General features: G+C 68.1%; 29 protein-coding genes. 11 read left to right on the top strand and 18 right to left on the bottom strand.

Annotated features, from left to right (window positions below):
* Positions 1–31 precede the first annotated feature (31 nt).
* From FZ029_RS06830 to FZ029_RS06805, 6 genes are all read right to left on the bottom strand, one after another.
* A complete protein-coding gene (locus tag FZ029_RS06830; protein ID WP_149268549.1) occupies positions 32–937 on the bottom strand; it encodes a flagellin in 906 nt (301 codons plus the stop codon).
* An 11-nt stretch (positions 938–948) separates the two neighbouring features.
* The gene (flgK, locus tag FZ029_RS06825) at positions 949–2691 is read right to left on the bottom strand and encodes a flagellar hook-associated protein FlgK (protein WP_149268548.1); all 1743 of its coding nucleotides are present in this window, start codon (positions 2689–2691) and stop codon (positions 949–951) included.
* A gap of 30 nt (positions 2692–2721) precedes the next feature.
* Entirely contained in the window at positions 2722–3270 is a 549-nt protein-coding gene (locus tag FZ029_RS06820) for a hypothetical protein (RefSeq protein ID WP_149268547.1), read from the bottom strand.
* Positions 3271–3368: 98 nt separating this feature from the next.
* A complete protein-coding gene (locus FZ029_RS06815) occupies positions 3369–3626 on the bottom strand; it encodes a hypothetical protein (protein WP_149268546.1) in 258 nt (85 codons plus the stop codon).
* Positions 3627–3630: 4 nt separating this feature from the next.
* Positions 3631–4941 (bottom strand): flagellar hook protein FlgE, encoded by a 1311-nt coding sequence (flgE, locus tag FZ029_RS06810; protein WP_149268545.1) that lies wholly within the window; start codon positions 4939–4941, stop codon positions 3631–3633.
* A gap of 37 nt (positions 4942–4978) precedes the next feature.
* Positions 4979–5680, bottom strand: a complete 702-nt coding sequence (locus tag FZ029_RS06805; RefSeq protein WP_247892173.1) for a flagellar hook capping FlgD N-terminal domain-containing protein — start codon at positions 5678–5680, stop codon at positions 4979–4981.
* Here FZ029_RS06805 and FZ029_RS32920 point away from each other — a divergent pair.
* Both FZ029_RS32920 and FZ029_RS06795 read left to right on the top strand, forming a co-directional pair.
* Positions 5586–5918: a hypothetical protein gene (locus tag FZ029_RS32920; RefSeq protein ID WP_188051846.1), complete on the top strand. Its 333-nt coding sequence runs from the start codon at positions 5586–5588 to the stop codon at positions 5916–5918. The two genes, FZ029_RS06805 and FZ029_RS32920, sit on opposite strands and share 95 nt — an antisense overlap.
* A gap of 49 nt (positions 5919–5967) precedes the next feature.
* Entirely contained in the window at positions 5968–6150 is a 183-nt protein-coding gene (locus FZ029_RS06795) for a hypothetical protein (RefSeq protein ID WP_149268543.1), read from the top strand.
* 50 nt (positions 6151–6200) lie between these two features.
* Here the strand turns inward: FZ029_RS06795 and FZ029_RS06790 are convergent, their stop codons facing one another.
* From FZ029_RS06790 to FZ029_RS06780, 3 genes are all read right to left on the bottom strand, one after another.
* Entirely contained in the window at positions 6201–6608 is a 408-nt protein-coding gene (locus FZ029_RS06790; RefSeq protein WP_149268542.1) for a hypothetical protein, read from the bottom strand.
* A gap of 561 nt (positions 6609–7169) precedes the next feature.
* A complete protein-coding gene (locus FZ029_RS06785; RefSeq protein ID WP_149268541.1) occupies positions 7170–7910 on the bottom strand; it encodes an SDR family oxidoreductase in 741 nt (246 codons plus the stop codon).
* Between the two features lie 47 nt (positions 7911–7957).
* The gene (locus FZ029_RS06780; protein ID WP_149268540.1) at positions 7958–8170 is read right to left on the bottom strand and encodes a 4-oxalocrotonate tautomerase family protein; all 213 of its coding nucleotides are present in this window, start codon (positions 8168–8170) and stop codon (positions 7958–7960) included.
* A 192-nt stretch (positions 8171–8362) separates the two neighbouring features.
* On the opposite strand from FZ029_RS06780, the gene FZ029_RS06775 reads away from it, so the two are divergent.
* On the top strand, positions 8363–9256 hold the full coding sequence (locus FZ029_RS06775) for a LysR family transcriptional regulator (protein WP_149268539.1): 894 nt from the start codon (positions 8363–8365) through the stop codon (positions 9254–9256).
* 101 nt (positions 9257–9357) lie between these two features.
* Here FZ029_RS06775 and FZ029_RS06770 read toward each other — a convergent pair whose 3' ends face one another.
* Complete coding sequence (locus FZ029_RS06770) at positions 9358–9675, bottom strand: hypothetical protein (protein ID WP_149268538.1); 318 nt, start codon at positions 9673–9675, stop codon at positions 9358–9360.
* Positions 9676–9959: 284 nt separating this feature from the next.
* Here FZ029_RS06770 and FZ029_RS06765 point away from each other — a divergent pair, with 284 nt between their 5' ends.
* Together FZ029_RS06765 and FZ029_RS06760 are read left to right on the top strand one after the other, a co-directional pair.
* A complete protein-coding gene (locus FZ029_RS06765) occupies positions 9960–11726 on the top strand; it encodes an SLC13 family permease (protein ID WP_149268537.1) in 1767 nt (588 codons plus the stop codon).
* Between the two features lie 79 nt (positions 11727–11805).
* Positions 11806–12237: a CBS domain-containing protein gene (locus FZ029_RS06760; protein ID WP_247892172.1), complete on the top strand. Its 432-nt coding sequence runs from the start codon at positions 11806–11808 to the stop codon at positions 12235–12237.
* A gap of 9 nt (positions 12238–12246) precedes the next feature.
* On the opposite strand, the gene FZ029_RS06755 is transcribed toward FZ029_RS06760, so the two are convergent.
* Genes FZ029_RS06755 through FZ029_RS06745 form a run of 3 tightly spaced genes read right to left on the bottom strand, consistent with a single transcriptional unit; the run spans position 12247 to position 16952 of the window.
* A complete protein-coding gene (locus FZ029_RS06755) occupies positions 12247–12834 on the bottom strand; it encodes a DUF533 domain-containing protein (RefSeq protein ID WP_149268536.1) in 588 nt (195 codons plus the stop codon).
* 7 nt (positions 12835–12841) lie between these two features.
* The gene (locus tag FZ029_RS06750; protein ID WP_149268535.1) at positions 12842–13228 is read right to left on the bottom strand and encodes a response regulator; all 387 of its coding nucleotides are present in this window, start codon (positions 13226–13228) and stop codon (positions 12842–12844) included.
* Entirely contained in the window at positions 13221–16952 is a 3732-nt protein-coding gene (locus FZ029_RS06745; protein ID WP_149268534.1) for a PAS domain-containing protein, read from the bottom strand. The genes FZ029_RS06750 and FZ029_RS06745 overlap by 8 nt, the downstream gene beginning before the upstream one ends.
* A gap of 252 nt (positions 16953–17204) precedes the next feature.
* Here FZ029_RS06745 and rpoZ point away from each other — a divergent pair, with 252 nt between their 5' ends.
* From rpoZ to FZ029_RS06725, 4 genes are all read left to right on the top strand, one after another.
* Positions 17205–17660 carry a DNA-directed RNA polymerase subunit omega gene (gene rpoZ, locus FZ029_RS06740; RefSeq protein ID WP_149268533.1) on the top strand — a complete coding sequence of 152 codons (456 nt, stop codon included), beginning with the start codon at positions 17205–17207 and terminating at the stop codon, positions 17658–17660.
* Between the two features lie 149 nt (positions 17661–17809).
* The gene (gene fdhD / locus FZ029_RS06735) at positions 17810–18676 is read left to right on the top strand and encodes a formate dehydrogenase accessory sulfurtransferase FdhD (RefSeq protein ID WP_149268532.1); all 867 of its coding nucleotides are present in this window, start codon (positions 17810–17812) and stop codon (positions 18674–18676) included.
* A gap of 194 nt (positions 18677–18870) precedes the next feature.
* On the top strand, positions 18871–19305 hold the full coding sequence (locus FZ029_RS06730) for a hypothetical protein (protein ID WP_247892171.1): 435 nt from the start codon (positions 18871–18873) through the stop codon (positions 19303–19305).
* 96 nt (positions 19306–19401) lie between these two features.
* The gene (locus FZ029_RS06725) at positions 19402–19938 is read left to right on the top strand and encodes an HD domain-containing protein (protein ID WP_149268530.1); all 537 of its coding nucleotides are present in this window, start codon (positions 19402–19404) and stop codon (positions 19936–19938) included.
* 39 nt (positions 19939–19977) lie between these two features.
* Here the strand turns inward: FZ029_RS06725 and FZ029_RS06720 are convergent, their stop codons facing one another.
* Positions 19978–20355, bottom strand: coding sequence for a hypothetical protein (locus FZ029_RS06720; protein ID WP_149268529.1), 378 nt, complete (start codon positions 20353–20355; stop codon positions 19978–19980).
* A 266-nt stretch (positions 20356–20621) separates the two neighbouring features.
* Between FZ029_RS06720 and FZ029_RS06715 the strand changes: the two genes are divergently transcribed.
* A complete protein-coding gene (locus FZ029_RS06715) occupies positions 20622–21119 on the top strand; it encodes a nuclear transport factor 2 family protein (protein ID WP_149268528.1) in 498 nt (165 codons plus the stop codon).
* A 94-nt stretch (positions 21120–21213) separates the two neighbouring features.
* Here FZ029_RS06715 and FZ029_RS06710 read toward each other — a convergent pair whose 3' ends face one another.
* Positions 21214–21651 carry a hypothetical protein gene (locus FZ029_RS06710; RefSeq protein WP_149268527.1) on the bottom strand — a complete coding sequence of 146 codons (438 nt, stop codon included), beginning with the start codon at positions 21649–21651 and terminating at the stop codon, positions 21214–21216.
* Positions 21652–21753: 102 nt separating this feature from the next.
* Entirely contained in the window at positions 21754–23112 is a 1359-nt protein-coding gene (locus tag FZ029_RS06705) for an Nramp family divalent metal transporter (protein WP_149268526.1), read from the bottom strand.
* Positions 23113–23225: 113 nt separating this feature from the next.
* On the opposite strand from FZ029_RS06705, the gene mntR reads away from it, so the two are divergent.
* Positions 23226–23687: a manganese-binding transcriptional regulator MntR gene (gene mntR, locus FZ029_RS06700; protein ID WP_149268525.1), complete on the top strand. Its 462-nt coding sequence runs from the start codon at positions 23226–23228 to the stop codon at positions 23685–23687.
* A 22-nt stretch (positions 23688–23709) separates the two neighbouring features.
* On the opposite strand, the gene FZ029_RS06695 is transcribed toward mntR, so the two are convergent.
* Both FZ029_RS06695 and FZ029_RS06690 read right to left on the bottom strand, forming a co-directional pair.
* On the bottom strand, positions 23710–24342 hold the full coding sequence (locus FZ029_RS06695) for a response regulator transcription factor (protein ID WP_149268524.1): 633 nt from the start codon (positions 24340–24342) through the stop codon (positions 23710–23712).
* A complete protein-coding gene (locus FZ029_RS06690) occupies positions 24339–25661 on the bottom strand; it encodes an ATP-binding protein (protein WP_282184127.1) in 1323 nt (440 codons plus the stop codon). Before FZ029_RS06690 ends, FZ029_RS06695 begins: the two co-directional genes overlap by 4 nt.
* Positions 25662–25930: the final 269 nt, after the last annotated feature.

Below are 25930 nucleotides of genomic sequence, written 5' to 3'. Positions count from 1 at the left end.
GGATTAGCGCTTTTTTGCGAATGCCCCGCCCTTACAGGTATTTGGACAGGTTGTTCTCCTCGAGGATCTTCATCAGGCTCATGGTGGCCTCCAGCGAGGCCTGGAGCTGCGACAGCTTGGTGGTGGATTCCGCCAGATCGACGCTGCGGATGTCGTCCACCTGGGTCTGCAGCACCAGCTGCTCGTCCACATGGCGGTCGATGGTGTTCTCCAGCGAGGAACTGGCGGCGCCCAGCTTGGCCTGCACGATCGACAGCCCGTCGGTGGCGTCGGAGGCGAGCTGCGTCGCTTCGGCCAGCAGATCGTCGTCGACCGGGTCGGTCGACATGTTGGCGATCAGGCTGAAGGCGCGGAGCGCCTTCTCGAACGCCGGCTGGTCGGCGGTGACGCCGTAGGACAGCACGAAATCGTCGGCCGCCTGGAAATGGGCGACGGTCGAATCCCCCTGGTAATAGCCGGTGTCGGCGCTCGACGGGTAGGTCGCGGCGGTATAGCTGTCGAGGTCGACCGCCGGCTGGTCGGTGCGTCCGCCGGCAAACAGATAGCGGCCGTCCTGCTGCGTGTTCAGCAGTCCGCCAAGCTCTTCCATAAGCTGGGCCGATTCCGCCACCACGCCTTCGACGCCGGCCGCGTTGTCGCCTTGCAGTCCGGTGATCAGCGCGCTGAGACGGGAGGTCAGGTCCGACATGCCGCCGACGGCATCGTACATCGACTGGATGCGGCCGTTCACGACCTCGCCCTCGTCGATATACTGTTCCAGCCGGCGGTAATGGCTTTCGAGGTTGACCAGCCGGCCGCTGTCCGACGCGATGCCCTTGTAGTCGGTGGAGTTCAGCCCCGACGCCGAGCGGACCTGTTCCGCGGCCACCTTGGCCTCGGCCTTCATCATATATTGGACAAGCGTGTTCTGATGGTTGTAGGTCGCGACCCGTTCCATCGCGGTCTCCTCTACTGGACCATGTCGAGCGCCGTGCTGAACATCTCCTGCAGCGTCTTCATGACCGCGGCTGCGGCCTCGTAGGCGGATTGCAGGGTGGAGATCGCGGCGGTCTCCTCGTCGACATTCACGCCGCTCTGCGACGAGAAGGTCGATTCGAGGCTGCTGGCGTAGGTGTTCTGGCTGTCGTAGGCGGCGGATGCCGTATCGGCGAGCGTCGCCGCGCCTTGGACCACCGCGCCGGCATAGCCGGCGAAGGTCGTGCTGCGGGCGCTCGAGGTCCCGGCGGCGTCGAAGTCGTAGCTGGTGGAAAATGCCGCCGACAGCGCCTGCGCTACCGACCCCTCGCCGCTGGTCAACACCGTGTCGCCGGCGGTCAGCCCGCTGGTGGAGGACAAGGCGCCGGTGGCGAGCAGGCTGCTGTCGCCGGCGATGCGGGTCGCGACCTTGATGTCGGAGGCGCCGGAGCCGGTCAGCAGGTCGTTCATGCCGTAGGCATCGGAGAAGGCGCCGTTATCGCCGCCGAGCGCGATGCCGTTGCTGGCGCTGTCGGCGGAGATCACCAGCTTGCCGTCGGCGGATATCGAGGCGGACGCATTGCTCATCGTGTTGATGGCGTCGACCACATCCTGCAGCGTCGACATGGTCGACAGGTCGATGTCGAGGACCTCCGCGGCCGTGCCGCTGCTGTCGGTGACGGCGACGCGCAACGTGCCACTGGTCACTTTCAGCGGGTCGCTGGCCGAAACGGTCTCGGTGCCGGTCAGGCTTTGCGGGGCGGGGTAGGAGGTGCCCTGGTTCTGGATCGCGTTCAGCGTGTCCATCAGGGTGGTCGCCAGCTCGTCAAGGCTCGCCTGCTGTGCCGGCAGGTCGGTGTCGCGCAACTGCACCAAGGCGCCCAGCGTCCCGCCCAGCGACGAGCCGGTGACATCCACGCCGTTCAGCATGATTCCGTTGAAGCCGCTGCTGCCGCTGGCGCTGTAGACCGTGCCGGCGCTGACCGAGGCGGCCGGCGTGTAGGACAGTTCGTGCACCTTGCTGTCGAGCAGCGATTTGCCCGACGCGGTGGAGATGCGCATCAGCCCGCCGTCGTCGACCTGATAGGTAACGTCAATCGTCTTCGCGAGGCTCTTCAGCGCGGTGTTGCGCTGGTCCTCCAGGTCGGTGACGTTCTGGCCCAGCGCCTTGCCCTTCACGATCTGGTCGTTCAGGGAGTCGATGCTGTTCAGCGATTCATTGATGCTGTCGACGGTGGTGGCGATCTCGTCGTTGGCCTGGGCGCGCAGCGACTGCACGGACGAGGAGGTGCTGCGCAGCGTCTCCGCCAGGTCCGACAGGTCCTGCACGGTGGCGGCCTTGGCGCTCTCGCTTTCGGGGGAGGTGGCGAGCGTGCCGAGCGTGTCGGCCAGCGCATCGATCATCGACCCGATGTCGGTGCCGCCGCTGTCGTCGTCGCTGACGCTGCCGAAGGCCGACTGCATCTGGTCGAGATAGCTGTTGCGGGTGTCGGCGTAGCCGAGGTCCGATTGCGCCGCGACCAGGGTCTTCAGCAGATAGCGGTCGACATTGCTGCCGACCGCGGTGACATCGACGCTGGAGATGTTGGTGCCGGTGCTACGCGTGACGTTGGACGCGGTCTTGCGGGTGTAGCCGTCGGTATCGGCATTGGCGACGTTGGAGGAAGCGACGGCGATCCCGACCTCGGACGTGCGCAGCGCCGACGTGGCGATTGAACTGGCGACGCGAAGCGACATGGCGGTTTCCTCCCCCTGTGTTGCCTGCCGTCAGGCCGTCAGGCCGACGACATGTCCGGTGGTGCGCATCGCCACCCGTGCGCCGTAGCGGGCGCCAGGACCATAGGCGACGCCATACACGCCGGCCGGTGCGGTTGACGCGGCGCGAAGGGCGGCGCCGATGGCGTTCTGGCGGGCGCGGTGCACCCTGATCTGCGCCTCAATCTCCCGCATGCGGGCGGCCAGCGACGGCAGCACGCGGTCGGCGGCGGCCTTGGCGGCGCCGCGCACGGTGGGGGCGACGCGCTTGCTGCGCGTCTGCGCCAGCGCATCGTCCAAACGGTCCTTCCAGGTCCGCAGCAGCGTCTGCATGTCGCCGGCCGCCAGCAGCGCGTCGCGCGGCCGTCCCTCGCGCACCGCCGCCTCGGCACGTGCCGCGCTGCGGTCCAGTTCGGCGACGAACGCCTCCAGCACCTCCACCGCGTCAACGCGCAGGAAGATGGTGGGGGTGGCGGGTTCGGCGGGGTGGGTGGGCGCCTGGGCCTTGGTCAGGACGGGCTTCGGCGGGGCCGGCTTCCGCAGGGTCTGCTTGAGCGCCATGGCTTTGGCTCCGGGTGTTGGATGTCTGGTTCCACGGCGGCTGCGGGGAAAGCTGGCGGAAAATCTTCGGGGGAGTGCCGGCAGACGATGCCCACCCCTTACCGCCGCGTCGCCATCGCCCGGCCATAGGCGTGGACCGCGGCGTTCGCGACCCGTCCGCGGTGGATCCGCGCCCCAACTGCGCGCTTTTCCGCGCCCAGTCCGTCGATCAGCGCGATCAGGTCGTCGATCAGCGCCAGCCGTTCGGCCCGCATGGTCGGGCGTGCCAGCATTAGCCGTGCCTGCACCATCAGCCGCCGGTGTTCCAGCAGCAGGGCTTCGGCGCGGGCGAACCCCTCGTCCGGTGCGGCGGTCATGGCGTCACCGCTTCATCGAGATCAGCGTGTCCAGCATGTCCTGCGCCGTCGTCATCACCTTGGATGCGGCGGAATAAGCCTGCTGCGCCACGATCATGCGGCTGAACTCGTCGGTCAGTTCCACCGTGGAGCTTTCCAGCGAACTCGCCTCGATCTCGCCGGCGGCGCCGTCGCCGGCGGTTCGCAGCTGGTAATTGCCGGACTCGTAGGTCTGGGTGAAGGTGGTTCCGCTCTCGCTCTCCAGCCCGTCGGCGCTGGCGAAGGTCGCTATGGGGATCTGGTAGATCGCCCGCGTCTCGCCATTGTCGAAGGTGGCGCGGACCATGCCGCTGCTGTCGATGGTGGTGCCGGTCAGCGTGCCGGGTTCATAGCCGTCGCCGGTGGCCGTCCAGTCGCCGATGGCGGCGGTGTCCTCGCCCGACGCATACTGCGTCAGCCCGGTCGTGCTGTCGGCGCTGCCGAGATTCATCGACACCGTGCTGTCGCTGGCGCCGGTGGTCCAGCCGCTGACCGAAAAGCTGATGGCCGATGGATCGACGCTGGTCGTGGTGCCGCTGCTGTCGGTCTGGGTGGCGCTGGCCAGCGAGCCGTCGCTGTTGAAGGTGATGGCGATGGGAAAGCCGGAGATCGTGCCGGTGGTGGTGGTGCCGTCGGCCGAACTGGTCGGGTCGGAGGCGCTGAGCGACCATGTGTTGTCGGCCGTCTTGCTCCAGGTCATCGTCACCGAATGGCTGTTGCCCAGCGCGTCGAACAGTTCGACATCGGTGGTGAAGCTGTCGCCGGTCTCGGCGTCGGAGGGCAGGTTGGCCTCGATATCCAGCGTCGAGGTCGCCTTGGGCGTGCCCTTGATGCTGGTGAGGTTGATCGCCTCCAGGCTGTCGGTGGAGGTCTTGTTGGCGGCCTTGACGGTGCCGTCGTCGCCGACCGCCCAGCCATAGAGGTAATAGCCCTCCGAATTGACCAGATTGCCGTTGGAATCGGTGGAGAAGGAGCCGTTGCGGGTGAAATAGGTGCCGCCGTCCGACGTCTCGTCCGACACAACGAAGAAGCCCTCGCCGTTGACGGCCATGTTGGTGGTGGTCGCCGACGACTGGATTTCGCCCTGGCGGCTGACGCTGCGGGTGTTCGACGCGATGACGCCGCCGACCTGCTCGTCCACCGTGGTGGTCTTGTTGATGTAGGAGGTGAACTCCGTCACCGTGCCCTTGAAGCCGGTGGTGCTGGAATTGGCTATGTTGCTGGAGATGCTGGCGAGCGCCTTGCTCTGGGCGGTCAGCCCGGACGTGGCGCTGTACATCGCGCTGGTGAGGCTCATGGCGGCACCTGTCTTTCGAAATGTCCGGGAGAGGGGGTCAGGAGAGCGTCAGCACCTTGTCGGCCGACAGGCTGACGCCGCCGACAGTCAGCACCGCCGTGCCGCTGGAGCTGTCGACGGCGGTCACGGTGCCCTTGAAGCGGGTGGTGGTGTCGATGGCGTTGCCGCTGGCGTCGAGCGCGGTCACCGACAGGGTGTAGGTGCCGCTGCTGTAGCTCTTGCCGTCGGTGCCGATGCCGTCCCAGGTCACCTCGTGGGTGCCGGCGGCGGTGGAGGAGCTGACGTCGCTGTAGACGGTGTTGCCGTTGGAATCGGTGATGGTCAGCTTGACCGACGACGCAGCGGACTCGAGGTCGTATTCCCAGGTCGCTTCGCCGTCCTGCAACGGCGTGGTCGAGCCTTCGGCCTCCACCATCTTGCCGTAGTAGCTCACCGCGCCGCTGGTGGTGCCGAGCGACGACGTGACCGAACTGGCGAGGTCCGAGACCGTACTGGTCAGTTCGTCCAGCTTGTCGTTGGTCGAAATCTGCTGTTCCAGCGAGGACATCTGGACGAGCTGGGTGGTGAAGCTGGTGGTGTCGACCGGATTGGTCGGATCCTGATTCTGCAGCTGCGTCGTCAGCAAGGTCAGAAAGGTTTGGTAGGTGTCGCTCGCGGACGTCGTTGACGAACTGTTCGACGAGGACGTGGATTTCGTCGAGGTCGTTGACGTCGTTGCGCTGACTGAATCGACCAGCATCGCCTTCTCCACCCAATCACGGCCCGTTCGCGGAATCCGTGCGGGATTTCGCGGCGGTTCAGGCCGATGGCACTTCGGGATGGGCGGTCGGTTGGCGCCGCCCCGTTCGTTCTATGGCTATCCACGGAACGGCCGGCGAAAGCTGGCGCGGATTCTTCCGAAAAAATGCGGTCGATACAAAAAAGGACCGCGGCGCGACATGGCGGCGGTCTGTCGTCGGGGGCCGGAACCGGCATGATGCTTTGCCGGTTGGGGACTGTATCCTCAACTGTCCCAGGGAGCCGTCCATGTCCGGCACGAAGGAGCGGAATCAGGAACAGGACCGGCGGAAACAGGACCGGCGGGTAGGTCGCGATCCGGCCGCACTCGTCGAAGGCGGCGGTGCGGTGCCGCGCACGACCGAGGAAAACAAAAAGGCCGCTGAGGGCGAGCGCTTCGAGAAGGCTCCCAATCCAGGACATCCGGTCTAACGCCGGCTTGATCGTCCCCGACGGGCTCGCCCAAGTGCTGGCGGCGTCGGTTACTCCGCGGCCGTCAGCGCCGGCGTCGCGGCCTGCGTCTGCTTGCCGGAGCGGAAGACCAGCAGGGTGAAGAGCCCGAGCGCGCCGAGCAGCAACAGCGCGCTGACCGCGGCGACCGGCTCGAACGCGGAATAGCCGAGATGCAGAGCGGCGACGGCGACGGTCAGGAAGGCCGTGCCGACGCACCACACGACGATCTGCGTCATCGCCAGACGGCTGGTCTCCAACGCCGGATGCAACCGGTAATAGACGCCGAACAGGAAGAGCGACACCCAGCCCAGCAGATTGAGGTGGGCATGGGCCGGCATCAGGCTGTGGTCCTGCGATGCGGCCATTCCAATCCCCATGCCGATGCCGGCAAGTGCGAACAGGCAGGCCGCCCTGAAACTTGTGGATGAGGTTTTCATTGCTTTGGTCTCCAATCACCGTCCCCGTGAAGGTTCGTATTCGAACGATGTCAGAGCATTCAAATGCTGTCCATGGAAAAACCGTCCATGTCCTTTGGGTCAGGCTGGGCGGTTATTTTAAAATATCGAGTATCACCTGAGATACCGCTCCGCCTTCAAGTCAAGGTGTGCCATGTCAACTCGTGCCGCAAATGATGATCGTCGTGTATCCCGTCGTGGATACGCGGGGTTGCGGGTCCGATCGGCTGAAGTTGCGGTCTTTCCACAACAGCAGGAAGATGACGGCGCCGACCGCGAATTTGGGAAGGCCAGCGCCCAGTCGACGATGCCGTCGATGGACGCCGGAGTGGTCGAAATGTCGCCGTCTTCGTTGGGGGTGACCAGCACATTGCCGGCGGGTGGGCCGGATTGACGGCCTATGCCAAATTCACTGGTCTCCAGCCCGTCACCGGGGCCGCCGGATCGACCATGACGCCGGACGGCCTCTTGGCGAATGATGCCGGCATTGTTCACCGCGACGCGGCGGTGATGAGAATGTCCTGCCTCATGCCGCCCGCTCCCTCAGACCACGCCGCCGTTCGCCCGCAGGATCTGGCCGTTGATCCATCCGCCGTCCGGTCCGACGAGCAGGGAGACCACGCGCGCGATGTCGTCGACCTCACCCAGGCGGCCGAGCGGGATCATCTGCCTGATGCGATCGAGCGTGGCCTGATCCTTGCCCTGGAGGAAGAGTTCGGTGGCGACCGGGCCGGGTGCGACCGCGTTGACGGTGATCCCCCGAGGACCCAGTTCCTTTGCCAGGATATGCGTCAGGGCTTCGACGGCCGCCTTCGTGGCCGCATAGACTCCGTAGCTCGGCTGATAGAGACCCACGACACTCGTGGAGAAATTCACGATCCGGCCGCCGTCGCGCAACCGGTTCGCCGCCTCGCGGAGACCATTGAACGTCCCTTTGAGGTTGATCGCGACGATCCGGTCGAAGGCGTCATCGTCCACCTGCGCCAGGGGCGCCAGCGTCATGATGCCGGCATTGTTCACCAGCACGTCCACTCCGCCATAGGCCGCCTCGGCGGCATCGAACATCCGCTTCACCGCCGCCGGGTCGCTGACGTCGGCCTGGACAGGACTGGCCCGGCCGCCGGCCGCCTCGATCTCTTCGACCAGCGTGGCGGCGGCGCCCGCGCTGCCGGCATAGTTGACGACGACCGCGAGGCCGTCACTCGCCAGCCGCCGGGCAACGGCGGCTCCGATGCCGCGGGATGCTCCGGTGACGATCGCGACCCGGTTCGTTGATGACGTCATTGTCCTGCTCCCTCTGTCCTGACGCGAGTGGTGGCGTTTGGCCGGCTTCAATCCTTCGCCCGATAGGCTTCCGGGATCACGAACACCTCGTCGGCGCGGGCATAGCCGCCGTCCTTGACCTCTTCGATCAGGACCATGGTGTGCGGGCGGGCGGCCTCCGAGAAATACTCGACAAGCATCGCGGTGGTGCGATGGACGATTTCTTCCTTCTGCGCACGGCTCAGCGCGGCCTCGGGAACCTTGAAATTGACGAACGGCATGGTCTTCGCTCCTGTGGGACGATTGGTTGATGAGCGGCTGTTCGGGTTGATCGGGCCGGTCGTCGGATCGGCATCCGCGCCTCGTTCGGCCGCTGCTCTCGGGAGCGAAAATCGGCTGTTTTGAAATACTGGGGTAGACCGGCGAATTCGACATCACCATTTCACCGGAGCTAACAATCGCTTGGGCCAGCCATGGATCGCATCGATGTCATGCGTCTGTTCGTCAGGATCGTCGAGCGCGGGAGCTTTGCTCAGGCCGCCCGGGACCTGCAGATTCCGCGCCCGACCGCCACGCATGCGATCCAACGCCTCGAGGCGGATCTCGGCGTCCGGCTGCTGGAACGGACGACACGGACTGTCCGGCCGACGCTCGACGGCTCGCTCTACCACGAACGCTGCCTTCGGCTCCTCGCCGATCTCGATGAGATGCAGAGCGTCTTCAGGAACGCCGAGCCCAGGGGGCCGCTTCGCGTCGACATGCAGGGGACCATCGCGCGGTTCTTCATCCTGCCGGCGCTCCCTGCGTTCATCGCGCGCTATCCGGGAATTTCACTGAACCTCAGCGAAGGCGACCGGATGGTCGACCTCATCACCGAGGGCGTCGATTGTGTCGTGCGGGCGGGCGATCTGTCCGACTCTTCGCTGATCGGCCGCCGCATCACGGTGTTCGAGCAACTGACCCTGGCCAGCCCCGCCTATCTCGACCGTCATGGCACCCCATCGACGCCGGACGATCTCGACGGTCATCGGATGGTCGGCTATGCCGCCTCGGCGACCGGGCAATCCTATCCGATGGAGTTCAAAATGCGGGAGCGGGCCTGGGAGGTGCGTCTGCCCTACGACGTCGTCGTCCGCGGGGCGGAGATCTATACGGCGTCGGCTGTTGCGGGGTTGGGGTTGATACAGGTCCCGCGCTATCGCGTGGAGCAGCAGATCGCCGCCGGGCAGCTGGTCCCGGTATTGGAGGCCTTCCCGCCCCCACCGATGCCGGTGTCGGTGGTCTATCCGCAGAACCGCCATCTGTCTTCGCGGATAAGAGTTTTCATCGACTGGCTGTCGGAGCTGTTCGACGGTCCGCGTGGCTAGAACGGGCTGGCCGCCATTCGGGCAAGAAAAAGCCCCCGCATCGGTGCGGGGGCGTTTCTTGCTGGAAGCCCGTCCTTAACCAGGACTTTCCCTATCCGTCCTTACCAGGACGAGGAGGAGGAGTTCCCGGCGGTGTTCGGCAGCGACTTGCGGGTCTTGCTCTGCCCCATGCCGGGCTCGTTCGGCGAAACCGTCTCGTTGTTCTCGTAGGCCATGCCGCTGGCCCCGGATCCGGCCCGGCTGGAGTCGTTCAGCGACTTGCGGGTCATACCCTGGCCCATGCCGGGCTCGTTCGGCGAGACCGACTGCTGGCTTGCTCCCGTGCTGCCGGAGGTTCCATAGCTGCTGCTGTTTTCGGAAGCACAGCCTGCAAGCATCAGGGGCACGGCGGCGGCAGCAAGGATGAAAATCTGTCGCATGGGTTCACTCCGTCCAAATGTTCCGGGAAATCCTGCAGTCCTCAGGAAGGGCGGCGTGAAGAGCTGGCTGCGACGACCGCCCGCAAGACCTGTCCACTACAACTCGATATGGCACTCCAGGTTCCCGGAATTCGGTCCGGGAAAAGAGGTCTTTTGTGAAACCGCGCCGGAAATGGAGGATCTGGACGACGTCGATCAGTCTTAAAAGCCCAAGCGCGGGCGTTGCGGGAACCAGCGGGGTGCCGGGGGGTTACAAACGGGCGACATCAACGGACGGACGCCCGATGACCCTTCAGCAGTTCATGGCCTTCGCGCTGGTGGGCATCGTGGTGGCGATGCTGATCTGGAACAGGCTGCGTTTCGATGTGGTTGCGGTGCTGGCCCTGCTGGCCGGCGTGTTCCTGGGGCTGGTCCCGGCGAAGGAGGCGTTTTCCGGCTTCGCCGACGACATCGTCATCATCATCGCCTCCGCGCTGATCGTCAGCGCCGGCATCGCCCGGTCGGGGGTGATCGACGCGCTGGTTCGGCCGGTGGCGGCGAAGCTCAGCACGCCGACGCGGCAGATCGCCTTCCTGTGCGGATCGGTTGCCTTCATGTCGGCGCTGATGAAGAACATCGGCGCGCTCGCCATCTTCCTGCCGATCACCATGCAGCTGGCGCGGCGGCACCGGACGGGCGCGCACAGGGTGCTGATGCCGATGGCCTTCGCCTCGCTGATGGGCGGGCTGATGACGCTGGTCGGCACCTCGCCCAACATCATCGTGTCCCGCGTGCGGACGGAGATCGTCGGTCAGCCCTTCTCGATGTTCGACTATCTGCCGGTCGGGCTGGGCATCACGGTCGTCGGGCTGCTGTTCCTGATGGTCGGCTGGCGCCTGCTGCCCCAGGACCGCAGCGGCGCCCGGTCGGCCGAAGAGACCTTTGCCGTCGAGAATTACGCCAGCGAGATGAGGCTGCCGGCCGGATCGTCCTTCGTCGGACGCACCGTCGCCGACGTCGAGGCACTGGCGGAGGGCGAGGCGCAGGTGATCGGCCTGATCCGCGAGCGCTTCCGCCGCTATGTGCCGGACCGGCATTGGACCCTGCTGGCCGACGACGTGCTGGTGCTGGAGGGCGATGCCCCGGCCCTGCAGCGTCTCGTCCAGGGCGCGTCGCTGGAGCCGCTGGGCATCCTGGAGGGGGCGGAGGGCGAATTGCTGGCGGTGGAGGCGGTGGTGACGCCGGACTCGCCGCTGGCCGGCCATTCCGACCGGAAGCTGGACTTGCGGCGCCGGTTCGGCGTCAGCCTGCTGGCGGTCAGCCGGACCGGCGAGCGGATCGCCCGGCGCCTGCACCATGTGATGTTCCGGGAGGGCGACCTGCTGTTGCTCCAGGTGCCGGCGGAGCGCTATCCCGATGCGCTCGCCGATGCCGGCCTGATCCCGCTGGCGGAACGCCGCCTGCAGATCGGCCGGCGCCGGCCGGTCTGGGTGCCGGTCGGGATCCTCGTGATCACCATGCTGGTCCTCGGCTTTCATCTGGCGCCGCTGGCGGTGACCTTCCTGGCGGCGGCGGCGGCGATGGTCGTCACCGGCGTGCTGAGCGTCGAGGATGCCTATCACGCGGTGGAGTGGCCGATCATCATCCTGCTCGCCGCCTTGATCCCGGTCAGCGGCACGCTGGAGAGCACCGGGGCGACGCAGGTGATCTCCACCCTGCTGGCCGATGCGGCGCGCGGGCTGCCGGCGGTGGCCTGCGTGACGCTGATCATGGCGGCGGCGATGGCGGTGACGCCCTTCCTGAACAACGCCGCGACGGTGCTGGTGATGGCGCCCATCGGCGCCGGGGTGGCGCAGCAGCTGGGGCTGAGCCCCGACCCGTTCCTGATGGCGGTGGCGGTCGGCGCCGGCAGCGATTTCCTGACGCCCATCGGCCACCAGTGCAATACGCTGGTGATGGGGCCGGGCGGCTACCGGTTCGGCGATTACCCGCGGCTGGGTGTGCCGCTGTCGCTGATCATCCTGACGCTGGGCACCTGGCTGATCGTCATGGTCTGGCCGCTTGGTGGGTGAGCGGGGGCGGCTGAGCGGGATGCGGAACAAGGGGACGGGGGGTTCCGTTCCCCAAGCCGGAACAACGAGGAAGACGACCGTGCAGGTTTCCGAGATCATGGCGAAAGCGCTGGAGTTCATCTCGCCGGACGCCACCGTGCAGGACGCCGCGACCCTGATGGGGGAGCTGGACGTCGGCGCCCTGCCGGTCGGGTCGGCCGACGATCTCGTGGGTATTCTGACCGACCGCGACATCCTGTTCCGCGTGGTGGCGGAGGGCGGCGACAACACGCGGGTGCGGGTGCGCGAGGCGATGTCCAGCGCGCTGTTCACCTGCCGCGATACCGACACGCTGGCCACGGCGATGGACATCATGGGCGCCTATCACGTGCGGCGCCTGCCGGTGCTGGACGAGAGCGGGCAGGTGGTCGGCTGGCTGACGCTGAGCGACATTTCGCGCCGGCTGCTGCTGGAAACCGGCACGATCCGCGACGCGCTGGGCGAACTCAGCGCCAGCGGGCAGGACGTGTGAGCGGCGGCCCTACAGCCGCAGCCCCATCTGCCGGTTCAGCCGGACCACCAGATCGGCCGGCAGGCCAAGGCGCTGGGCGAGATAGCGCAGGTAGGAGCGGTTGATCGGCCCGTGCTTGTCCACCGTCGCCAGCGACACGGCGTAGAAGCGTGCGGCCATGCGCGGGCCGTCGACCCTACGGATCAGCTCCTCCAGGCATTGCGGCTCCTCGATCTGCCGCTGCAGGCGGTCGCGGTCCTCCTCGTCCAGGCTGCTGGTGTTGAGCCTGCTCCGGATCCGGCCGCGCTCCGTCACGTCCAGTTCGCCGTCGGCATGGGCGGCGGCGGCCATGGCCCGGACCAGCAGATCGGTTTCCTCGGCGTCGAAGTCGCGGAAATCCGCCGGCGCGCGGTCGAGCAGCTGGTGGCGGTTGCGCAGATGGGCGTCCAGAATCTGGCGGGCCAGCATGGCATGCAGCACCGGCTCGTGTCCCAGACGCGGCCTCGCCTCGCCCGCCTCCGCCGGCCCGGCGGACGTAGTGGTCGCGGCCGGGGCGGGCGCATCCTGTGCGCCTCCGAACAGGCGCTTCAGCAGGCCGGGCTGGGGCTCTTGGGTCATCCTGCGGCTACTCCCCCGCCGGTCCCGGCCGGCGTTGCATTGCGGTGTCGATCTGGGTCAGTAGTCGGGAGAAATCGACGGGCTTCGGGTGATAATCGTCGCAGCCCGCCTGCAGCGTCTTCTCGCGGTCGCCGGACATGGCGTGGGCGGTCAGGGCGATGATCGGGATTCCGGTGGTCTCCTGGCTCGCCTTCAACTCGCGGGCGGCGGTCCAGCCGTCGATGACCGGCAGGTTCATGTCGAGCAGGATGACGTCCGGCCGCTCGTCGCGCGCCATGTCCACTCCCTGGCGGCCGTCGAAGGCGAGAACGACGTCGTACCCGCGCCGCTTCAGCCGGCGCGACAGAAAGTCCCAGATTTCCTCGTGATCCTCGACCAGCAGCAGCTTAGCCATCGGTACCTCCCGTTCCGTCCGCCTGTCCCGCTCCCTTGCCCGGCTCGGGGGCAGGGGCGCGCAGGCGCGCGATCGCTTCCTTCAACTCTTCGATCATCCCATCCGATCCGTCCTCTGCCATCGGGATGATGTCGCGGACCCGGCCGCGCAGTTCCTCGGTCTCGTCGCGCCCGATCTCCTGGGCGGCGACGACGATGACGGGAATGCGGCACCAGTCGGGGTCGCGGCACAGCGCCTTGAGGAAATGGAAACCGTCCAGACCGGGCGTGAAGGGATCGAGCAGGATCACGGTCGGCATGGCGGCGGCGAGTTGGCGGAAGGCGTCCTCCTCCGTTTCGGCCTCGGCGACCCGCCAGCCGTCGCGGCCCAACTCGGCGCCCAGCAGGGCGCGGGTCTCGTCGGCTTCCATCAGGACCAGCGCCGTGCCGGGAGCCTGCCCGCTGAGGCCGCTCAGCACCCGGTGCAGGCGCTGCCAGTCGACCGGCTTGGTGAAATAGTCGGCGGCCCCCAGCGACAGGGCCAGCCCCTGTTCCCGGCGCGACGAGATGATAATGACGGGAATGTCGGCGAGATCGGGCTCGGCCTTCAGCACCGACAGCACCGACCAGCCGTCGGTGCGCGGCATCATCACGTCCAGCAGGATGGCGCGCGGGCGGATCTGCCGGGCGATGGAAAGGCCGGTCTGGCCGTCGGCGGCCAGCGCCACGCCGTAGCCCTCGCGGTGCAGGAAACGGGCGAGCAGCTCGCGCATCGCCTGTTCGTCGTCGATGATGAGGATGGTCTCGCGCGTGGCCTGCGCCGGCGGCAGTTCTTCGAGGCGGATCGGGCCGGAGTCGGCGGAGCCGGGCAGGCGGCCGTGCCGCAGGTCGGCCGGCAGGCGCAGGGTGAAGCTGGTTCCCTTGGCCGGCGCGGTGTCGATCGCGACCTCCCCGCCCAGCATGTCGGCGAAGGCCTTGGTGATCGCCAGACCCAGCCCGGTCCCGCCGAAACGGCGGGTGGTGGAGCTGTCGGCCTGCATGAAGCGTTCGAACAGCCGGCGGACCTGTTCCGGCGTCATGCCGATGCCGGTGTCGGCGACGCGGAAGACGACCATATCCGAGGGTGCGGCGGGTGCCCGTTCCACCGACAGCGTGACGGTGCCGTTCTCGGTGAACTTCGCGGCGTTGCTCAGCAGGTTGAACAGGCACTGGCGCACCTTCACCACGTCGGTGTGCATGCGGCCCACGTCGTCCGCCACCTCCACCGCCAGCCTATTGCCCTTCTTCGACACCAGCGCCTCCACCGTCGCGGCGACCTCCCGCGTCAGGTCGGCGACGTCGGCGTCCTCGCCATGCACCTCCATCTTGCCGGCCTCGATCTTGGAGATGTCGAGGACGCCGTTGATGAGGGTCAGCAGGTGGCGGGCGTTGGCCTCGATCTTCTCCAGGTCGGGCAGCATGCTGTCGACGCCGAGATCGGACAGTTCCTCCTCCAGCATTTCGGTGTAGCCGATGACGGCGCTGAGCGGGGTGCGCAGTTCGTGGCTCATGTTGGCGATGAACAGGCTCTTGGCCCGGTTGGCCTCCTCGGCGGCGAGGCGGGCGGCCTCCAGCTCTTCCTCCGCCCGTTTGCGCACGCTGATGTCCTGCATGGCGCCGATCATGCGCAGCGGCTGGCCGATCGGGCTGCGCAGGACGAAGCCGCGGTCGAGGATGCTGGCATAGCTGCCGTCGGCGCGGCGGAAGCGGTATTCGTCGTTCCAGCGCGTGCCGCCGCCGTCGATCACCGCATGGATGCCGGTCACCACATGGTCCTGGTCGTCGGGGTGGATATGGTCCATCCACCAGGAGGCGGAGGTTTCCGACGCGTCCCCGCCATAGCCGAAGAGGGTTCGCACCGCCTCGTTCCAATGGATGCGGTCGGACGACAGGTTCCAGTCCCAGATGGCGTCGTTGGTCGCCTGGGCCGCCAGCCGGTAGCGTTCCTCCGTCTCGCGCAACGCCTCCTCGGCCCGGCGGCGGGTGGTGATGTCGGTGTGGACGCCGACCCATTCCTGGACGGTGCCGCCGGCGTCCAGCAGCGGCACGGCGCGGACCAGCATGTCGCGATAGACGCCGTCGTAACGGCGCAGGCGGTGCTCGGCCTTGTAGACGGTCTTCCCCGCCCGCGCGGCGCGCCAGGCCTCCGAGGTGTGGGGGCGGTCGTCGGGATGGATGGCCTCGACCCAGCCGGTGCCCTTCAGCTCGTCGAAGGTCTGGCCGGTGAAGCTGCTCCAGCTCGGCTGTGGGGTCTCGAAACGGCCGGCGCCCGACGTGCTCCAGACGATGGCGGCGGTCGCCTCGACCAGCGAGCGGAAGCGGGCTTCGCTGAGGCGCAGCCTCTCCTCCGCCCGTTTGGCGTCGGTGGTGTCCCAGGTGACGCCGATCAGGGTCAGGCTGCGCTCCGGCGTGCCGTCGGTCACCACGCCCCGCGCCACCGCCCAGCGCACCTCGCCCGACGGCAGCAGGATGCGGAATTCGGCGTCGTATTCGCCGCGCCGGCGGCGGGCGGTGTCGATGATCTGGCCGATCCGCGGCTGGTCGTCGGGATGGACTCGCCCGGTGACGTCGGCCCCGCGGATCGGCTCGCCGCCCGTGAAGTCGAAGATCTCCCGCAGCCGTGCATCCGCCTCGATGCGGTCGTCCTCCAGGTTCCAGGACCAGGCGCCGATCCGCGCGGCGCGGAGCGCCAACTGCAGCCGGCGCTCCGCTTCCATCACCCGGGATTCGGCCAGGCGCTGTTCGGTGACGTCGGTGTTGGTGCCGAGCCAGCGCAGGATGCGGCCGTCGCGGTCGCGCACCGGAACGGCGCGCGAGAGGAACCAGCGGTATCGGCCGTCCTTGCCACGCAGGGGGAAGGTGTCCTCCCACGGTTCCCCCGCCCGGATCGCGCGGAAGAAGCCGTCCGACGCGCGGTCGACATGGTCGGGGTGGTGGACGCTCCGCCAGTTCCAGCCTTCCGTCTCGCCCGGTTCGGCGCCGGTGAACTCGTACCAGCGCCGGTTGTACCAATAGACGGCGCCGTTGGCGTCCGCCATCCAGGTCAGCTGCGGGATCAGGTCGGCGAGGCTGCGGAATTGCGCCTCGTTCTCGCGCAGCAGCGTCTCGGTGCGGTGTCGCTCGGCAGCGTCGCGGGCACGGTCGATGGCGCCGCCCAGCAGGGTGGCGACCCCCTGGAGAAAGGCGGCGTCGGCGGTGTCGAAGCGGCCGTCGCGGCGGCTGTCGACCTCCAGCACGCCGAACGGCTCGCCCTCGCCGCGGATCATGACGTTGATGGCGCGCTTCACCCCATGTTCGGCCAGCAGGTCGGGACAGCGGAAGCGGGACTCGCTGCCGAGATCGTTGGAAATCACCGGCTCGCCGGTCTTCAGCGCGTAGCCGGCGGGGGAGGCGAGGTCGGCGCCGAGCGACCGATGCCCGACCACGCCGGGATTCCAGCCGACGCCGGCGCGGACCAGCAGGCGCTCGGCGCCGTCCGCATCCGTCACCCATTCCAGAGCCTTGCACAGTTCCGCATCCAGCCCTTCGGCGCAGAGCGTGGTCGCCTGCTGCAGCAAGGCGTCGATGTTGGCGCTTTTCAGGGCGGCGATGCCGAAGCGGGCCAGCAGGTCCTGCTGCCTCTCCCTGCGGGCGAGGCGTTCGGCGAGGTGGCCGTCGGTTGGGGCGATCCGGGCGGAGGGCCGGGCGGAGGGTCTGGCGCTGGGCATGAACCATGTACGGGCGGGGAACGACGGCACTTGAACAGCCGGCGGCGGCATTCGTCCGCACCGTTATGGCGGATTACCGCCGTAGACCCGCAAGATCGCATGAGGGCCACGCCCCGATGGGGCGGCCCCCATTCCTCGGATGCGATATGACCGGTGAGCGGGGGTACGAATGGCCGCCTGCGCTGTTGAATGGTCGTGGGGGTGGTGCGGCTGCCCCCGGAAGCCTTGTTCTTTGTCTGGAGTGATTTTGGAATGGCTCGTGTCACCGTCGAGGATTGCGTCCTTCTCATCCCCAACCGTTTCGATCTGGTGATGATGGCGGCGCAGCGTGCCCGTATGATCGCCGGCGGTGCGCCGCTGTCGGTCGACCGCGACAACGACAAGAATCCGGTAGTCGCCCTCCGCGAGATCGCGGACGAGACGCTGTCGCTGCCCGACCTGCGCGAGACTCTGATCCGCGGTCACCAGAAGATCGTGGAGGCCGACGAACCTGAGGAGGAAATCGTCGAGCTGATGGCGGACGAGAACAGTTGGATGCACACCAGCGACACCTCGCTCGCCGACGAGGACGGCATGAGCGACGCCGAGGAGGACATCACCGAGGACGACGACATGGCTTCGGAGATGGACCGGAAGCCGGGGGCGGCCTTCGGCATGACGGAGGACGACGTGGTCGGCGACGATGCCGATGGAGATGTCGGCCCGTAAAGCAATGTTGGGCCGTAATTCGGGAGCGCGGGGACAGCGCCGGGACCGATGGCCCGGCTCCGGCGTTATATCTGCGCGCTGCGGCGAACGGACCGGCCGGCGCTCGTCCTCACCCGCCCTTCCACCTCAGTCAGGGTCCCGGCCAGCTCATGGATCACGCAATCGCCTGGGCGGCCCCGTCGCCCGTGCCGCCAGCCCTGTCGCGCCCGCTTTCCCATGAGGGCGTCAGACTGGTGCCGGCGACCGTCTGCACCGGATCCGCGATGGACGAGCGGCAGGAGACGGTCATCGACGAGGTGCCGGTCGGGCTGGTCTATGCCGGTGACCTCTTCTCCGTCATGCTGGCGACCCCGACCGACCTGGAGGATTTCGCCACCGGCTTCTCGCTGAGCGAAGGAATCGTCGGCAGAGCCGAGGAACTGGCCGTCACCGCCATCGACGAGGTGACGGACGGCGTTCGCATCCGCATGGAACTGCCGGTGGAGCGGCTGGCCGCGTTGCTGCGGCGCAAGCGCAACCTGATGGGCGGCTCCGGCTGTGGCCGTTGCGGCACCGACAGCTTCGCGGAGGCTCTGCGGCCTCTCGATCCCGTCCGATCCACCGCCCGCATCGCGCCCGACGCCATCCGCCGCGCCATGGCGGCCCTGCCGCCGGAGCAGCGGCTGAACCGGGAGACCGGGGCCGTCCATGCCGCCGGCTTCTCCCGTGCGGATGGGCAACTGGTCGCCGTGCGCGAGGATGTCGGGCGGCACAATGCGCTCGACAAGCTGATCGGCGCGCTGGCCCGCACCGGCGTCGACCCGGCCGGCGGCTTCGTCGTGGTGTCGAGCCGCTGTTCCTTCGAGATGGTCCACAAGACCGCGGCGGCCGGCATCCCATTGATCGCCGCCATCTCCGCCCCGACGTCGCTGTGCGTCGGCTTCGCCGAGGCGGTGGGCGTCGGGGTGGTCGCCTATGTGCGCGACGGCCGCTTCACCGTGTATGCCGCCCCGTCGCGGGTCCTGACGCCAGAGTAAAACCCGGCGGACGCCGGTTCCGGCCACCGCCCCGATCCTTTCGGCCGCGCGGCCGGCACGGCAGATCTGCCAAGTGGTCATACCACTTGACGATATGTCGCGGCCTGCTGCTGCGGTGCAGCATGCTAAGGGAAGGGACGGGAGACGCGCCGGGATCGGCCCGTCCACGCCTCCCCCGAGGAGTGCCTTTTCCGATGCATCACGATGTTTCGTCCCACCGCTGGTCCGTCGCTCCGGCCCAGCGTGCCCTCGACCATGAACCGCTCGGCGCGGACGTCCGTGCCGATTTCGCCCGCGCGGTCGCCCGCCTGCGCGTCGAGGCCGACGCGCTCGCGCGGCGCATGGACGATGCCGGCACCGTCGAATTGCTGGAGCGGGAGGGTGGATTGCAGGTGCTGTACCGGTCCCGTCATGGCGAAGACGGTGGCGAGGGGCTTCACCGGCTGATCGGCGATTTCGACCTGCACCTGACGCATGACGGCCGGGCGGCGATCCACGTGCGGATCCGCGGCGATGTGCCGCCGGCCGAGGTTCTGGACATCGACCGCGCGACGGCGGAGCATTTCCGGACCCGGCTGCATGCGTTCGAGACCGGCTGTCGCCGTCTTCCCACCGCACGCGCCGCCTGAACGGAATCGGCCGGGCCCGGCGAACGGGCTTTTTGCGGACAGTCGCCGCCTGGGCGGGCCAAGGCCTTCGCCCGTCCGCGGCGCGGAGGAGAGCACATGTCCATGGACAAGGAAGTGATCGTCGCGGCACTGCGTCACGCGGCGGCCCTGCACGAAGGCACCTATCGGCCCGACCGGGCGCGCACGCCCTTCGTGTCGCACCTGTCGGAAACGGCGGAACTGGTGGCGCAGGCCGGCGGCAGCCCGGCCGAGATCGCCGCGGCCTGGCTGCATGATGCCGTCGAAGACGGGCTGACCACCGTCGACGATCTGGCCGAACGGTTCGGCCGGGAGGTCGCCGACCTCGTCGCAGCGGTCAGCGATGCGCCGGAGGATGTCGGCAAGGCGATTTCCGAGCGCAAGGCGATCCAGGCCGCCCGTCTCGCCGCCGCGCCGGAGGGCGCCAAGCGCATCAAGCTGGCCGAGCAGATCTCGATCCTGCAGGCGCTGGCGGTCGAACGCCCGCTGTCGTGGAGCGTCGAGCGGGCCGAAGCCTATGTCGAGGGCTCCCGCCTCGTCGCCGAAGCCTGCGCCGCCGCCAGCCCCCTGCTGGCGGAGCGCTACGCCGCCGCACTCGCCGGGGCGACGCACTGACGGCGTGCAGGGCGGCACGCAGGGCGGGCGGCGTTGAGGTCAGAGCGTCGACGAGCGCCAGAGCCAGACCAGACCGGCGACCGCCCCGGCCGCCAGCAGGACCAGCACAAGGATGATGGCAAGGGCGGTGCGACGGTCCTTGGCCTCGCGCTGCTCCGCCTCGCGCCGCTTCTTCAGCAGAAATTGCTGCTCCGGGCTTAGGAAGCGGCCGGCGGCGGCATCGGCAGTGGGCACGTAGCGCACCCGGCCGCGAGCCTTGGCCGTCTTGGCCGCCGTCGCCGCCGTCCCTCTCACGGCGGTCGTCAGACCACCTTGGGACGGCCGGCCCGTGTTGATCGGCTCCGCCGCCGCGCCGCGAACCGCGGTCGCCTGCCGGCCCTTGCGCTTGCGTGGCAGCTTTCGCCGTCTGGTCGTCATTCCTCTCCCCCGCTCTCGATCCTTCACCGCGGCGGGGAGCATAGCCGCCCCGCCCGCCCGGCGCAGCCAATCACAAGATGATCTCCGGAAAGTCACATAGGCTCATGCCAATGGGCGCATGCCAACCGGATTTCCGCGTCGGTCCTCCTGCGGCCAACCAGCGCATGTCCCAATGATCTGTGGCACACGCATAAATACTAGTATACTACTTTCATGGCCCGCCATCTCCTGGGCGGGCATAACCGCAATCGGTTGGGAGGGTCACGATGCTCAAGAAGAACGTCTTCAAATCCGGCCATATCCGCTCGCGCCGCCGTCTGCTCGCATCTGCCGCCGCCGGGTTGGCGGTGTCCGCCGTCATCGCTCCGCTGACCGACGCGCGTGCCGCCGACGACGACCCGCAGCAGGTGGAGAAGGCGGTGAATGCGCTCCGCGACGCCATGATGGCCGGCGACGGCGCCACCCTGCGGGCGATGACGATGGACCAGCTGACCTACGGCCATTCGAACAGCCGGCTTGAGGACAAGGCGGCCTTCGTCGCCAGCCTGGACGGCAAGAGCGCTTTCAAGGCGCTCGACCTCAGCGACCATTCCATCCAGGTGATCGGCGATGTCGCCGTTGCCCGTCACACCTTCGATTCAGTCAACAATCTGCCGGACGGCAAGACCAACACCGCCCATATCCGGGTGCTGCAAGTCTGGAAGAAAACCGACGGACGCTGGAAGCTGCTGGCCCGCCAAGCCTCTCCGCTTCCGGCCGCGTAACCGGGGCAGCCTGCCGCCTTCTTCCTTCGCGGTGGGAGGCGGCAGGGCGACGCTCCAGGACGCCGTTGGCAGGCCGTACGCCGCCAGCCGGCCTCTAGCGCATGCAATTTCCGACGATCTCGTAGCAGAGCGTGGGATCGCGCCGGTCGTTGTAGCGGACGGCGGCGACCTGCCCGCCATGCAGTTCGAAGGTGGCTTCGCAGCTGTAGGTGCGGGACCAGGTGGTCACGTCGGGCTGCCACAGCATGGGGCCGCGCGGGCCGAGCCAGGGGCTGGGCTCCCAATCCACATCGCGGTCGACCAGCGTCTGCCGGCGGGTATAGACCAGATACTCCGCATCGCCGGCGACGGCCGACCGTTCCGGCACTCCGGCACAGGACAGCAGGCTGGCCTTGCTCATGCCGACCATCGCGGCGGGTGCGCGCAATGCCAGTTCCGCCTGCGGGTTGGCACAGGAACCCGCCAGAACGGCGACGGCGGCGAGGCACCCGCCGCGCAAGGCCCAAATCGTCGGATGCCCGCCGATGGTCATGTCTGGTCCTCCGCGAATGCGCGCAAGCGAACGGGACGTTCCTTCGGATAGCGAACGGGACGTTCCTTCAGATAAAGCGTCTGTTCAATTGCACAACGGCGATCAGCCGAGAACCGTGTCATAGAGTAGTTTCAGGTTCAGCACGACGATGACGCCGGCGACGATCCAGGACAGGCCGGCGACCCAGCCGGGAACGGCGAAGCGGCCCATCTTGCCGCGGTCGGTGACGAAGCGGACCAGCGGAATGACGGCGAAGGGAAGCTGCATCGACAGCACGACCTGGCTGAACACCAGCAACTGCGCCGTGCCGCTTTCGCCATAGAGCGCCGTCACCACCACCACCGGGATGATGGCGAGCCCGCGGGTCAGCAGCCGGCGCGCCCAATGCGGCAGGCGCAGCCGCAGGAATCCCTCCATCACGATCTGCCCGGCCAGCGTCGCCGTCACGGTGGAGTTGAGGCCCGACGCCAGCAGAGCCACGGCGAACAGGGTGGAGGCGATGCCGAGACCGAGCAGCGGCGACAGCAGCTCGAACGCCTCGCCGATCTCCGCCACCTCGGTATGGCCGCTGCCGTGGAAGACGCTGGCCGCCAGGATCAGGATGGCGGCGTTGACGAACAGGGCCAGCATCAGCGCGATGGTGCTGTCGACGGTGGCCCAGGTGATGGCGTCGCGCCGCCCCTCCACCGTCCGCGGGTAGGCGCGGGTCTGCACGATGGAGGAGTGGAGGTACAGGTTGTGCGGCATCACCGTCGCCCCCAGTATGCCGATGGCGACATAGAGCATGGCGGGGTTGGTCACCACCTCCGTCTTCGGCACGAAGCCGTGGAGCACGGCGGCGACAGGCGGGGCAGCGGCGATGATCTGCACCAGGAAGCAGCCGGCGATGACCGTCAGCAAGGCGATGACGAAGGCCTCCAGATAGCGGAAGCCCCGCTGCATCAGCAGCAGCACCAGGAAGGCGTCGAGCGCGGTGATGAGGGCGCCGCCGATCAGCGGGATGCCGAACAGCAGGTTCAGCGCGATGGCGGTGCCGATGACCTCGGCAAGGTCGCAGGCGATGATCGCCGCCTCGCACGCCACCCACAACGTCAGGTTGATCGGGCGCGGGTAATGGTCGCGGCAGGCCTGGGCCAGGTCGCGCCCGGTGACGATGCCCAGCCGCGCCGCCAGCGACTGCAGCAGGATCGCCATCAGGTTGGACAGCATGATGACGGACAGCAGGGTGTAGCCGAACTGCGACCCGCCGGCGAGATCGGTCGCCCAGTTGCCGGGGTCCATGTAGCCGACCGACACCATGTAGCCCGGCCCGGCGAAGGCCAGCAGCCGGCGCAGCCACAGGCCCCCCTGCGGTACCGCGATGGAGGCATGGACCTCCGGCAGGCTTGGCCGGCCGTCCCCGTCCTGGCTGGAGTATCTCCAGGCGCTGGGGGGCGGCACGGCGGCTTCGGCTTCCGACATCGGCGTGTGGCTCCCGGCCGAATTGCAAACTGGTATCAATCAAGTATGTACCGGGACATCGAGTATGCAAGATGCTATACTTTCCGGGACCAAACTTTTCCGGGGGGTGAAGCGTGACAGTCAGAGGAGGCGATGCATCCGCGCCGGCCGAGACGGCGCTGCCCGATGCCGAACTCCATGCCGAGGGCTTCCGCAAGACGCGGGAAGCGCAACGCTCCGCCCTGGCCGAGGATTATGTGGAACTGATCGCCGATTTGATCGAATGCGGGCAGGAGGCGCGGCAGGTCGATATCGCCGCGCGGCTGGGCGTGGCGCAGCCGACCGTCGCCCGCATGCTGGACCGGCTGGCGGCCGAGGGGCTGGTCTATCGCAAGCCCTACCGTGCCGTGTTCCTGACCGACGCCGGCCGCCGGATCGCCGAGGAAAGCCGGGAACGGCACCAGACGGTGGTGGCCTTCCTCCGCTCCCTGGGCGTCAGCGCAGACACCGCGCGGGTCGATGCCGAGGGCATCGAGCACCATGTCAGCGCCGAGACGCTGGACGCCTTCCGCCGGGCACTGGCGAAGGGCGGCTGAGCGGCTGTCAGTCGAATGGTCTTCAGCCGGCCAGACCGTTGTCGATTGCGATGCGGATCAGGGCGCGGGTGCTGTCGGCGCCCAGCTTGTCCTTGATCTGGGTACAGCTGTTCGCCACGGTCTTCTGACTGATCCCCAGCCGCTCCGCCATGGCCGCCGTGGTCAGCCCGCGCCCGACCAGCCCCAGGATTTCCCGCTCGCGCTGGGTCAGTCCCGTGAGCGGGTCGGGCGGCGGCGTCAGGGTCATCAGCGCAAGATCGCGGGCAAGGCCGCTGTCCAGATGGATGCGCCCTGCCAGCACCGTGCCGATGGCGGAGGCGAGGCTGTCCGGCGCGTCGTTCTTGGTGACATAGCCCCTGGCTCCGGCTTTCAGCGCGCGGGCGGCGATGGCCGGATCCTCGTGCATGCTGAAAATCAGGACGGGCACGGCCGGGGTTTCCTCGCGGATGGTCCGGAGCACCGCCATCCCGCCGCCGTCGCCCGGTATGTTGAGGTCGAGGACGACGACGTCCGGCCGCTCCGCCCGCCACAGGGCCAGCGCGCTGCCGACATCCTCCGCCTCGACCACGCGGCCGAGCGCCGCTTCGGCCAGAAGGCGTTGGCAACCGGCCCGGACGATGGGATGGTCGTCGACCAGAAGAATGGTGCGGGTCACGTCATGCACTCCAATGCGGGCGGCGAGGATGGGGAGAGGGCCGGCCGGCACAGGCGGGCCGACACGCGGGTGCCGCCGCCGGCCGCGGTTCCGATCGACAGGGTGCCTCCAAGCGTCCGTACCCGCTCCGCCATCCCGGAAATGCCGAAGCCGCTTTTTCCTGCGTCCCCGCCGTTTGGCATGCCCGGGCCGTCGTCGGTTATGGTGATCTCGACCATGTCGGGGTCGATCCGCAGGCCGACCGCGACGGCCGACGGCGCGGCATGGCGAAAGGCGTTGACCAGGGATTCCTGCACCAGCCGGTAGACGGTCAGCCGCAGCACCTCGTCGCAGCCGTCGAGATCGGCAACTGCCGCCGGCGGTTCGATGGCGAGTGTCACGGCGATGTCGGGCTGGCGCCGCATCCAGTCCCCGGCCAAGTCGGCCAGCGCCTCGCTCAACGGCAACTGGTCGAGCAGGGCGGGGCGCAGGCGGGCCAGGATGCGGCGGCTCAGCCGGTGGACCTCCGCCGCCGTGTCGAGGATCTTGCCGGCACGCTCGGCGGCCTCGGTGTCGGCATCGCCGTCCCGCAGGCGCAGGATGCGGCCGGCATCGACCTTGATCGCGAACAGGGCGGCGCCGAGTTCGTCGTGGATTTCGCGGGCGATCTCCCGCCGTTCGGCATCCTGCGCGGCGACGATCCGCTGGCCGGCTTGCCGGTTCTCCCGCTCCGCCGCCGCCAGCCCGTCGGCCAGCGCGGCGATGCCGGTTCCCAGCCGGTCCAGTTCGGGAACGCCGTGACCGTCGAAGGCAAAGGCATAGTCGCCGGCGCGCAGCCGCTCCACCCCGGCTTCCAGCCGCGACAGCGGAGCCAGGGCGCGCCCGACCGCGAGATGGGCGGCCGCCATCAGCAGCAGCCCGACCGCCAGCATCGCGGCGGCGAGATCGCTCATATCCTCCCACACCTCGGCAATCTCGTCCCAGGGCTCGGCGACGATGCGCAGATCGCCCGCCACCAGCCGGCGCTCCTGCGGCTCCCCACCGATCAGCGCGGCGAACCAGTCCGGCGCCCGCCGTTCCGCCGGCTCCGGCCGTGGCAGCCCATCGGGTCCGATGAAGCGAAGGTGGCGCAACCCCAGACTGTTCAGGATGCCGATGCCGTCCGGCATCTCCCCGCGCTCCGCCATCGCCAGTCCCAGCGCACCGCCCAACTCGAGGGCGGAGGCCATTTCCGCCCGGACGGCATCGCGGGCATTGGCGACCATCACCGCCCCGCCGGCCGCCGCCATCAGCAGCAGGAAAAGCCCGATCAGGGCCAGGATGCGCATCCGCAACGACACCGCCGCCCACTCCGCAATAGGACCAATGACGGAATGTTAGTCGATCAATCGGATCGAACGCCATCCGCCCTTCGGACAATCGAACGACGCCGCCGACGTGGATTCGCACGTGCCGCATCGGCGGACGGGAAAAAATCCCGGTCCGTACGGGATGTCGTCATGGCGCGCCGTCAAGAAGTTCTTCCCCGGATTGTCGAATGGAACTGCAGCCCCGACGGAGAGACTATTGGAAGCGGCAAGACATGGTGCTGTGCGCCGGGCGGGATGCA

It is taken from the genome of Azospirillum sp. Sh1 (assembly GCF_008365135.1).
Classification (GTDB): Bacteria; Pseudomonadota; Alphaproteobacteria; order Azospirillales; family Azospirillaceae; genus Azospirillum; species Azospirillum oryzae.
This window is presented reverse-complemented; position numbering and strand designations above follow the sequence as displayed.